Source organism: Isoptericola sp. b515, from assembly GCF_030588125.1.
GTDB lineage: Bacteria > Actinomycetota > Actinomycetes > Actinomycetales > Cellulomonadaceae > Isoptericola > Isoptericola sediminis.
The window spans coordinates 243837-254116 of record NZ_JAUQYR010000004.1 but is presented as its reverse complement, the minus strand read 5'-3'; the positions used below and the strand labels follow the sequence as shown (position 1 = coordinate 254116).

The window sequence follows — 10280 nt, the reverse complement described above, 5'->3', positions numbered from 1 at the left end:
TCATGGTCGGCATCTGGCAGGGCTTCTGGGTCGCCTACGTCGGCACGCACCGGTGCGAGGCGGCATCTTTCCTGCCCACAGCGGGGGGACGCGCGGAGCGGGCGGGGCCGCCGGCCGGACGGCCTACTTGACGGTCGCGGGCAGCAGCTCGAGCTCCTCGCCGTGCTCCTCGATGAACGACATCGCCTCGCCGTCTCCGATCGCCGTCATCAGCTTCGTCATCGGATCCTCGTCGAGGACGACGATCGACTGACCGTCCGCGGAGCGACCGACCCCCTCGTACGGCACGGTCATGAACACGACGTCGTTGGTGGAGATCTCCGAGGCCTGGTCGAACAGCTCCTGCATGCGGTCGATCGTCAGCTCGTCGTCCGCAGCCACCGACTCGCTGACGGTCTCGAAGAACCGGGTCATCTTCACGGGGTCGCGGCGGTTGTTGTTGACCTTGCCGAGGATGGCCCGCATCCAGTTCTGCTGACGCTGCACCCGCCCGAAGTCGCCGTTCGACAGCCCGTACCGCTGGCGGGTGTAGGCCAGGGCCTCCTCGCCGCTCATCATGTGCACGCCGGCGGAGAAGAAGACCTCGTCGCCGTCGCCGATGTCCTCGGGGACGCGGATCCGGACGCCGTCCAGCGCGTCGGTCATGCTCACGAACGAGTCGAAGTCCGTCACCACGAAGTGGTTGATCCGCACGTCGGTGAGGTTCTCGACGGTCTGGATCATCAGCGACGGCCCGCCGTAGGAGAACGCCGCGTTGATCTTCGCCTGCCCGTGGCCGGGGATGTCGACCCAGGAGTCACGCGGGATGGAGACGACGACGGCGTTCTCCCGGGAGGCGGGAAGGTGGACGAGCATGATGGCGTCGGTGCGCTGGGCGCCCGCCTCCCACTGCGAGGGGTCGCCGGCCGAGATGCGCGAGTCCGATCCCAGGACCAGGAAGTTCACGTCGGTGAGCTCCTCGGCGCTCTCCGGCTGGGCCGGCTCCGGCCGCTCGCTCACGGCGGCGAACGGGTCGCCCAGCTTCTCGACGTTCTCGTCGAGGCGCTGCTGGAACCACCACATGCCGCCGAAGGCCGCACCGGCCAGCACGGCGACCAGGACGCCGACCACGACCAGGGACCGACTCGTGGTGCTCATCCCCGGTCGTCGCTTGGCGTGCCGCTGCGGCGGGGGGTCGTCGGGGACTCCAGGGACCAACGGCTCGCGCGGGGGATGCGTCACAGCGCAGATGATAGGCCCCGGCATCCGACGGCGACGCCCGGACGTGCAAAGACGGGGTGATGAAAGTGTGTCCGGTTGCCTCTATCATCTACCGGGGGCGACCGCACCTCGTGCGGCACCCGCCCGGCCCGGACCACGAGACGAAAGTGACGGATGAGCTCCACGACGACACGGTCGCGGCGACATCTGCTGCTGGTCACCCATCACTACGCTCCCGAGCACGGCGCACCCCAACGACGGTGGGGCTCGTTGACCCCCCGGCTCATCGAGGCCGGCGTGGACGTGTCCGTCCTGACCCCTCCCCCGCACTACCCCAGCGGTCGCCTGTTCGCGGACCTGCCGGAGTACCGCCCCGGCCGTGTCAGCCGCGGGGTGCACGGGGAGCGGATCGTGCGCACCCGGTTCCGCGAGCACACGAACCGGCTCCGTTCCCGCTCCGTCGACCAGGCGGTGGCGGCGTGGAGCACGGTCGTGCTCGGGCTGCGCCTGTTCCGTCACCCGACCCGGCGCCCCGACGTCGTGGTGGGCACCGTCCCGGGCATCCCGTCGATGTTCGCCGCCTGGATCGTGGCCCGTCTGCTGCGCGCCCGGTTCGTGGTGGAGATGCGCGATGCCTGGCCGGACCTCATCGAGCCGGCCGGTCTGTTCCGGGCCCGGCGCTCGCTCAAGGCCCGGGTGCTGGGCGCCGCTCGCGCCGTCGTGCACCGCACGGTCAGCCGCCTGCAGAGCCGGGCCGACGCGGTCGTCACCACGACCGAGACCTTCGCCGACGTGCTGCGGGTACGGGGCGTGCGACGCGTGGCCGTCGTGCGCAACGGCACGTCGTTCGACCCGGTGCGCACCGGGTCCGCGGAGCCCACCGCCTCCCCGGAGAGCCCGGTAAGCACGCACCCGCTGCACCACCGCCCCCTGCGCGCCGCCTACGCCGGCACGATCGGACGGGCCCAGGACCTCGAGACGGTCGTGCGGGCCGCCGCCCGGCTGCGCGACCGCGGCCGAGCCGTCGAGGTCCGGATCGTCGGCACCGGCGCCGAGCTCGGGACCGTCCGCCGCCTGGTCGACCAGCTGGAGGCTCCCGTCGTGCTGGGCGACCCCGTCCCCCACGAGCAGATCCGCGACCTCTACGCCTGGGCGGACACGGTGCTGGTGTCGCTGCGCGACTGGGAGCCGCTCGAGTGGACGGTCCCGTCGAAGCTGTACGAGGTCATGGCCTCGGGGCGTCTCGCCACCGCCTGCGTCGCCGGTGAGGCGGCCGACCTGGTCGCCACCACCGGCGCCGGCGCCGTCGTCATGCCGGGCGACGTCGACGGCCTGGCGGACCTGTGGGGCACCTGGGTGGACGACGGCGCGGCCCCGACCGCCTCGGCGGCCGCGGCACGCTGGGTCCGGGCCAACGCCGACGACGACGTGCTCGGTGCGCACTACGTCCAGCTCGTCGACCACCTGACGGACGCAGCCGCGCACCACGCGGCCGCCGACCGCCGCGGCCCGTGCCAGGCCTGCACCGCGCCCGCGGCCCCGTCGGCAGGGCCCGAGGTGCTGGTCACGCGCTCGGTGTCGCCGCGCGCCACGCTGCCGTCCCCGTCACGGCCGGCCCCCGAGGGGGAGCTGCGGCCGAGGACCGCGCGGTGAGCCGCGCGGCCGAGCTCGCGCGCAACCTGCGGTTCACGGCCTCGTTCGTCCTCGGGGCCCTGGTCACCGACCCCGCCTGGCTGGTGCTCCAGGCGAGCCGCCGCCTGCCCGCCCGGCTCAGCGCCGTCGTCGTCCCCCGCGTCGAGCGTGTCGTCGGGGACGGCACCTCCGGGCCGGCCGGCCGGCTGCGCGCCGCCTGGGCGGCCGGCGACGTCACCGCGATCCGCGACGCGGAACCGCAGGGTCGCACGGCGCGACGGGTGCGCCGGTCCCTGCTCGGGCAGGCCGCCACGCTCGCCCCGGACCCGGCCGCCGAGGCACCCGCCGGCGTCACGACGCCCCGCGCGCCGCAGCACCCGGTGGCCGTGCACCACCACCTGACCAACTCGCTGCCGCACACCCAGAGCGGCTACACGCTGCGCACGCACGCGATCCTCACGGCCCAGCGCGCCGCCGGCCACCGGGTCACGGCGACCACCCGGGCGGGATACCCGCTGACGATCGGGGCGCTGGGCGCCCGCGGGACCGACGTCGTCGACGGCGTGCCGCACTCCCGGCTGGTCCCGCGCTCGCTGCGGTCGGACCCGGCCCGCCGTGCCGAGGACGCGACCGCGCTGCTGGTCGAGGCCGTGCGAGGGTCCGGGGCCGACGTCGTGCACGCGACGACGCCGTGGACCACGGGAGCCGCGGCCCGCGAGGCCGCCCGCCGGGTCGGCCTGCCGTGGGTCTACGAGGTGCGCGGCCTGCCCGAGGAGACGTGGGCGGCGTCGCACCCGACCGCGGAGGCCCGCGAGGCGGCGACCGCGTCCGAGCGGTTCGCCCTGATCCGCGCCAAGGAGACCGAGCTGGCCCGGACCGCCGACCACGTGGTCACGCTCAGCGGCACGATGCGCGACGAGCTGGCGGCCCGGGGGGTCCCGGCCGACCGGATCACCGTCGTGCCGAACGCCGTCGACGAAGCGCTGCTCGACGCCGACCCGCTCGACCCGCGCGCGGCCCGCGAGCGCCTCGGGCTGACCGGCCCCCGGTACCTGCTCGGCACGGTGAGCTCGGTGGTGGGCTACGAGGGCATCGACACGATCCTGCGCACGGTCGCCCGGCTGCGGGACGCCGGGGTGGACGCCGGCGCGCTCGTGGTCGGCGACGGCGTGGCCCGCCCGGGTCTGCTGCGGCTCGCGGCCGAGCTGGGGATCGCCGAGCACACCACGATGCCGGGCCGCGTGCCGCGGGACGTCGCGCACACCTACCTGGCGGCGCTCGACGTGGTCCTGGTGCCGCGGCGACCGGACCGGGTCACCCGCCTGGTGACGCCGCTGAAGCCGGTGGAGGCGATGGCCCTGGGCCGTCCGGTGGTCGCCGGCGACCTGCCGGCGCTGCGGGAGGTCTGCTCCCCCGTCGACGGCGGCGACCCGGCGGCGCTGCTCGTGACGCCCGACGACGAGGCGGCCTGGGCGGGCGCCGTCGAGCACCTGCTCACCGACGACGACGCCCGGGCCGCGCAGGTGACGGCGGGTCGGGCGGTGGCGGCCGGGCGGACCTGGCGCGAGCTGGTGGCGCGCTACGACCTGGCGTACGCCGCGGCGGCGGGCGCCGCCACCTCGAACCGGAAGGACCTCGGATGACTCCCCGATCGCGCCTGGCGCGTCTGACCGCCCTGGCGACCGCGGGGGTGCTCCTGCTCACCGGGTGCACCGACGCCTCGACGACCGCGGAGCCGGCCCCCACCGAGACCGTGCGCCCCGAGCCGAGCACGGCCCCCAAGCAGTCGGTGCCTGCCCCGGAGCGGAAGGACCCGCTCGGCGAGGGGGCGCACGACATCATGCTCATCGGCACCGACTCGCGCGACGCGTCCTCGCTGTCCGGCAACGCGGACACGATGATGCTCGCGCACGTCCCCGCCGACCGGTCGGCGCTGTACCTGGTGTCGTTCACCCGGGACATGTGGGTGGACATCCCGGGGCTCGGCGAGGGCAAGATGAACTCGGCGTTCGCCCGCGGCGGCACCCAGACGCTGATGGACACGGCCTCGGGGCTGCTCGGCGGCGTCGAGATCGACGGCGCGATGCAGACCAACTTCACCGGGTTCATCAACCTGACGCGCGCCCTGGACGGTTTCGAGGTCGACAACAAGCACCGCTCGACGGTGGAGGTGCTCTCGACCGGGCGCGTGGTCGACTTCCCCGAGGGCCGGATCACGCTGGAGAACACCGACGGCCTCATCTACGTGCGCGAGCGCAAGCGGTTGCCGCTGGGCGACCTCGACCGCACGGAGCGGCAGCGGGCGGCGGTGATCGGGATGATGGACCGGATCGCCGAGACGTCCGACGACCCGACGGCGGTCGCCGAGCTGGTGGCCCTGATGTTCAACAACGTCAAGGTCACGGGTGACCTCGGCGTGGAGGAGTTCGTGGACCTGGTCCCGCTGGCCGCGTCGCTGACCCGCGACGACGTGGTGGGCCTCATGGTGCCGATCACCGGGTTCGGCACGGTGGACGGGGCGTCGGTGAACCTCGTGGACGAGGCGCAGACGGCGGCCCTCGGCGAGGCGCTGCGCACCGACACGATGGACGAGTACGTCGCGCAGTACGGCACCGACTACGCGCCGTGATCCCGCCCGTTGCGCACCCCGGCCCGTCCGCCCGTTGTGGGCATGAAATCTGCAGGTCTGGCCCCCTGCGGAGCTGCAGATTTCATGCCCACAACGCCCCGGGGGTCAGGGACGGCGGCCCCAGGCGACCAGGGCCGGACCGGTCCGGGGGAACGCCCGCTGCGCGAGGCGGAACGGCCAGGTGGCGGCCGTGACCGCCGCCCCCGTCGCGCCGGACGACGGCTGGAACAGCCGCCCGGAACGCGCGGTGCGTTCGGCGGCCGTCGTCCCGTCGGTCGTCAGCCGCCGCCGTGCCACCCGGTTGCGCACCGCCTCGAGCGCGTAACCGAGCGGCATCCCGTAGAGCCGGCCGCCGACGTCGGTGAGCCCGGCGCCGCGCAGCAGCTCGCGCATCTGCGGCGGGTCGTAGCGGCGGTGGTGGCCGACGGCGGTGTCCATCGGGCCGAACCGGTCCTGCCAGGCGGGGGTCGAGACGAGGACGAGCCCTCCCGGGCGCAGCAGGGGCAACCACGAGTCCAGCGCCCCGGCGTCGTCCTCGAGGTGCTCGAGCACCTCGAAGGCGCACAGCACGTCGAACCCGCCGGCCAGCCCCGCCGACTCCACCGACCCGTGCACGACGCGTCCCGGCAGCCCGGCGCCGGCCAGCCGGGCGTCGGCGACCTCGGCGCTCGCACGGTCGATCTCGACGCCGGTGTAGTCGTACCCGGCGGCGGCGAGGCGCACCCCCACGGCGCCCTGACCGCACCCGACCTCCAGGACGCGCACACCGGAGGCGGGCAGCCGACGACGGACCACGTCCCAGCGCAGCGCGCCGAACAGGGTCAGAGGCGGCAGGTTCGTGCTCACGGGTCACTCCTGTGCTCGGGGTCCGGCGGGCGGGTGCCGACGGCGACGAGCCCGGTCCCGGCGTGCGGCAGTGCCCGCTGCAGCAGCCGGAACGGCCAGGTGCCGACCGCCGTCGCGATCCCGGTGAGCCGGGCCCGCGGCTGCAGCCGGCGCCCGGAGTCGGCGGTGCGGGCGGCGAGGCCGGGGTCCGACGCCGGTGCACCGGCCGGTACGTCCGCGCCGGCCGGTGCCTCCGCACCGGCACGGACCGGCTGACGCCGGGCGAGACGGTCGCGGACGGCCTCGAGCAGGTACCCCAGCGGGGCGTCGTAGCGGCGCACGACGACGTCGGCCAGCCCGGCAGCGCTCAGGAGTTCCCGCAGGTCGTCCGGGTCGTAGCGGCGGTAGTGGCCGGCCATCTCGTCCCACGGGCCGAACCGGTCGGGGTCGGCGGGGGTGGACAGCAGCAGCATCCCGCCGGGGCGCACCCGGGCGGCCCACTCGACCAGCGCCGCGGCGTCGTCCTCGACGTGCTCGATCACCTCGAACGCGCACACGACGTCGAACCGCTCCTCGGGCGGCAGCACCGTCAGGTCCCCGTGCAGCACCCGGGCGTCCGGGTCGACGGCCGCCAGGCGCTCCCGAGCGACGCGGCACGAGTCGGCGTCGAGCTCCACGGCGGTGTAGTCGTGGCGCACGGCGATCCGCATGCCGACCCCGCCCTGCCCGCAGCCGATCTCCAGCACCGTGGACCGGGTGGCTGGCAGCAGGCGCCGCACGACGTCCCAGCGCAGCCAGGCCCGCGGCGCCAGCGGGGCGAACCGCACCCCGGCGGGCCGGCGCCCGAGCGCCCCGAGCCCGGCGAACAGCAGGTCGGCGAGGGTGACCAGGACCCGGCTGACCAGCACGACGAGCAGCACCTCGGCGTGGGGCAGCGCCCCGGCGAGGACGGCGAGCAGCACGAGCTCGCGGGCCCCGGCACCGGCGGGCACCACGACGACGAGGAAACCGACCATCCAGGCCAGCGCGTACCCGCCCACGGCGAGCGCCGCGGTGCGCACGTCGCTCGCCATGCCGAGACCGGTGGCGAGCAGCCACACCTGGCCGCCGGCGAGCAGCCACCCGGCCACGGCCCAGCCGGCGGCGGCCCCCAGACCCCGCCAGGACAGCGGGTGCTCCAGCGGGAGGCGACGGGCCAGGCGCAGCGCCGCGTCGAGGAGCCGGTTCAGCACGGGCGGCAGGAGCAGCACGACGACGGCGGGCAGCAGCCAGAGCACCCAGCTCCAGCCCTGCAGGGTCTCGACGGCGAGGAACGGCAGCGCGACGACGCCGACGACCGCCCCGGAGACGAGCCCGACACCGGTGGCGACGGCGGTGGCGGTCACGGTGCGGCGGCGCGGGACGCCGTGGTCGGCGCCGACCTCGGCCGCGGCGACGACGTTCCACACCCCGCCGGGCACGTACTTGCCGAGCTGGCTGATGCCGAACACGGCGACGGCGGTGCGCGGCCCGAGCGGGGAGCCGAGGTCGGCCAGCACGGCCCGCCAGGACAGCAGCGTGCAGCCGACGAACAGCACCGCGAGCAGCGCGGCCGCGGCGAGCCGGCCCGCGGACAGCGCGGCGGCGGCGTCGGCCAGCTCGTCCTGCACGGAGACCACGGCGTACACCGCCAGCGCCAGCGCCAGGACGAGGAACCCCCAGCGCACCCACGGCGAGCGCAGCACGGCGAGCAGGCGGGCGACGGCGCCGGGGCGTCCGGCACCGGCGGCGTGCGTGCGGCCGGCAGGCGTGCCGGTCACGGCCGCACCCCGCGGGCGGCGAGGGCGTCGAGGAGCGGGCCGACGACGGCGGCGGGCCGGACGGCGTCCCGCCCGGCACGGGCACGGGTCCGGGCGGCGGCCAGCTCGGCCGGGTCGGTCAGCGCGACGAGCCGGTCGGCCAGGGCCGCGGCGTCCCCGGCGGGGACGAGCTCGAGGTGGTCGCCGAGCAGGCGGCGCTGGGGCGGGGTGTCGGAGGTGACGACCACGCAGCCGGCGGCGAGGCCTTGGAACACCTTGTTGGGCACGACGCGGAGCGCCTTGGGGGTGGCCCCGAGGATGCCGAGGCAGACGTCGTGGTCGGCGACGAGCCCGGGCAGGTCGCCGGGTTCGACCCAGTCGTGCCAGGTGACGCCGGGGACGCCGGCGAGCGCGGCACGGGCGGCGTCGTGGTCCTGGCCGGTGCCCGCGAGGGTGGCGGTGATCGGTCGGCCCGCGGCGGCGGCGCGGGGCAGGGCGTCGGCGAGCGCCTCGGCGATGACCACGGCCCCCTGCAGCGGTGTGAACAGGCCGAAGAAGACGACCCGCAAGGGTCCGGCGTCGTCCCGGGTGCCGTCGTCGGACGTGCCCTCGTCGGACGTACCGCCGTCGCGCACGGCCGCGAACCACGCCTCGGGCGCCCCGACGGGCACGACGACCGCCTGCCGCGTCCGGCGGGAGCGGGTCCGGACGGCCGGCGCGAACAGGCCCCCGGGCAGCATCGCGCGGTGCTCGTCGGTGTCGACGACGACGACGTCGGCGCAGGCCAGGGCGAGCCGGTCCAGCCCGTGCAGCAGCCGCACGCGCAGGCCGCGGGCGCCGCGGTCGGTCGCGGTGTCGGCGGCGAACACGAGGTGGTCGAGGATCACCGGGGTGCGCGGGTGCAGCAGGCGGGCGAGGACGACGTCGAAGTGACCGAGGTAGCCGACGAGCAGCGCGTCCGGGGCGCCGTGCGCGCGACGGTGGGCGACGCCGTCGCGCACGAGCGCGAGCCAGCAGGTCAGCAGGCGAACCACCAGCAGCGGCAGCCGCCAGGGCTGGCGCAGCATCCGGACCCGCTCGGCGGTGGAGAACCCGAGGGGGCGGTTCAGCTCCTCGACGCGGTGGCCGTGGGCGCGCAGCCCGGCGATCAGGACGCCGGCGCGGGGGTGCCGGGCGGCGTCGTACGTGCCGAACGCGACGATCACGTGTCGCGCCCGTACTGCAGGTTCTTGACCCGTTCCAGGGTGTCCTCGACGAGGATGCGGTTGGTGCGTTGCAGGTCCGCGAGGACCAGCAGGGCCAGGCACAGCAGGGTGCCCACCAGCATGGCGGCGGCGAAGATGAGGGACTGCACGTGCCCGTCGCCCTCGCCCTGGGCGAAGAACACGAGGAACCGGACGGCCGGCACCGCCGAGGCGAGGAAGAACAGCGCCGCCAGGGTCAGGAACACCAGGTGGGGTCGGAACATGATCGAGCTGCGCACGATCGCCCGGGCGGACCGCCCCATGTGCTGCCAGATGTTGCGGAACAGCCGCGACTCGCGGGTCTTGGCGTTGGTGACCACCGGCACCGAGACGATCCGCAGGTGCTTGTTGCCCGCCTGGATGATCGTCTCCATGGTGTAGCTGAACTGCGTGATGACGTTCAGGCGCAGCAGCGCGGCGCGCGAGTAGGCGCGGAACCCGCTGGCGGCGTCGGGCAGCGAGGTGTTCGCGGCGGCGCTGACCACCCGCGACCCGAGGCGCTGCATGCGCTTCTTGAACGGGCTGAAGTGCTCGATGGTGGCGGTCTGGCGGTCGGCGACCACGATGTCGGCCTCGCCGGCGAGGATCGGCGCGGCGAGGTCCCCGACCCGGTTCGAGGGGTACTGGTTGTCGCCGTCCGTGTTGACCACCACGTCGGCGCCGTGGGCCAGGGCGAAGTCGACGCCGTCGCGGAAGGAGCGGGCCAGCCCCATCGTGGCGGTGTGCCGCAGCACGTGGTCGACGCCGAGGTTGCGCGCGACGTCGGCGGTGCCGTCGGTGGAGCCGTCGTCGATGACGAGCCACTCCACCTCGTCGAACCCGTCGACCTCGCGCGGCAGGGTCGCCAGCACGAGCGGGAGGGTGTCGGCCTCGTTGAGGCAGGGGATCTGCACGACGAGCTTCATCGAGCCCTCTCCGGTCCGACGGCGGTGGGCAGCGCCGGGGCGCTGACGTGCGCGAGTCTAGCCACGC

At 75.2% G+C, this 10280-nt stretch carries 8 protein-coding genes; 3 read left to right on the top strand and 5 right to left on the bottom strand.

Features of this window, described 5'->3' with window-relative positions:
• Positions 1-123: 123 nt before the first annotated feature.
• Entirely contained in the window at positions 124-1137 is a 1014-nt protein-coding gene (locus tag Q6350_RS13130) for an LCP family protein (RefSeq protein ID WP_304603180.1), read from the bottom strand.
• A gap of 237 nt (positions 1138-1374) precedes the next feature.
• Between Q6350_RS13130 and Q6350_RS13125 the strand changes: the two genes are divergently transcribed.
• Genes Q6350_RS13125 through Q6350_RS13115 form a run of 3 tightly spaced genes read left to right on the top strand, consistent with a single transcriptional unit; the run spans position 1375 to position 5461 of the window.
• The gene (locus Q6350_RS13125) at positions 1375-2853 is read left to right on the top strand and encodes a glycosyltransferase family 4 protein (protein WP_305066417.1); all 1479 of its coding nucleotides are present in this window, start codon (positions 1375-1377) and stop codon (positions 2851-2853) included.
• Positions 2850-4475, top strand: a complete 1626-nt coding sequence (locus tag Q6350_RS13120; protein ID WP_305066416.1) for a glycosyltransferase — start codon at positions 2850-2852, stop codon at positions 4473-4475. The genes Q6350_RS13125 and Q6350_RS13120 overlap by 4 nt, the downstream gene beginning before the upstream one ends.
• On the top strand, positions 4472-5461 hold the full coding sequence (locus Q6350_RS13115; protein WP_305066415.1) for an LCP family protein: 990 nt from the start codon (positions 4472-4474) through the stop codon (positions 5459-5461). The genes Q6350_RS13120 and Q6350_RS13115 overlap by 4 nt, the downstream gene beginning before the upstream one ends.
• A 105-nt stretch (positions 5462-5566) precedes the next feature.
• Here Q6350_RS13115 and Q6350_RS13110 read toward each other — a convergent pair whose 3' ends face one another.
• From Q6350_RS13110 to Q6350_RS13095, 4 genes are read right to left on the bottom strand one after another with little or no spacing between them, the layout of a single operon-like run.
• On the bottom strand, positions 5567-6307 hold the full coding sequence (locus Q6350_RS13110; RefSeq protein ID WP_305066414.1) for a bifunctional 2-polyprenyl-6-hydroxyphenol methylase/3-demethylubiquinol 3-O-methyltransferase UbiG: 741 nt from the start codon (positions 6305-6307) through the stop codon (positions 5567-5569).
• The gene (locus tag Q6350_RS13105; protein WP_305066413.1) at positions 6304-8085 is read right to left on the bottom strand and encodes a bifunctional 2-polyprenyl-6-hydroxyphenol methylase/3-demethylubiquinol 3-O-methyltransferase UbiG; all 1782 of its coding nucleotides are present in this window, start codon (positions 8083-8085) and stop codon (positions 6304-6306) included. The genes Q6350_RS13110 and Q6350_RS13105 overlap by 4 nt, the downstream gene beginning before the upstream one ends.
• A complete protein-coding gene (locus tag Q6350_RS13100; protein WP_305066412.1) occupies positions 8082-9269 on the bottom strand; it encodes a glycosyltransferase in 1188 nt (395 codons plus the stop codon). The genes Q6350_RS13105 and Q6350_RS13100 overlap by 4 nt, the downstream gene beginning before the upstream one ends.
• Positions 9266-10213 (bottom strand): glycosyltransferase family 2 protein, encoded by a 948-nt coding sequence (locus tag Q6350_RS13095; protein WP_304603171.1) that lies wholly within the window; start codon positions 10211-10213, stop codon positions 9266-9268. The genes Q6350_RS13100 and Q6350_RS13095 overlap by 4 nt, the downstream gene beginning before the upstream one ends.
• Positions 10214-10280: the final 67 nt, after the last annotated feature.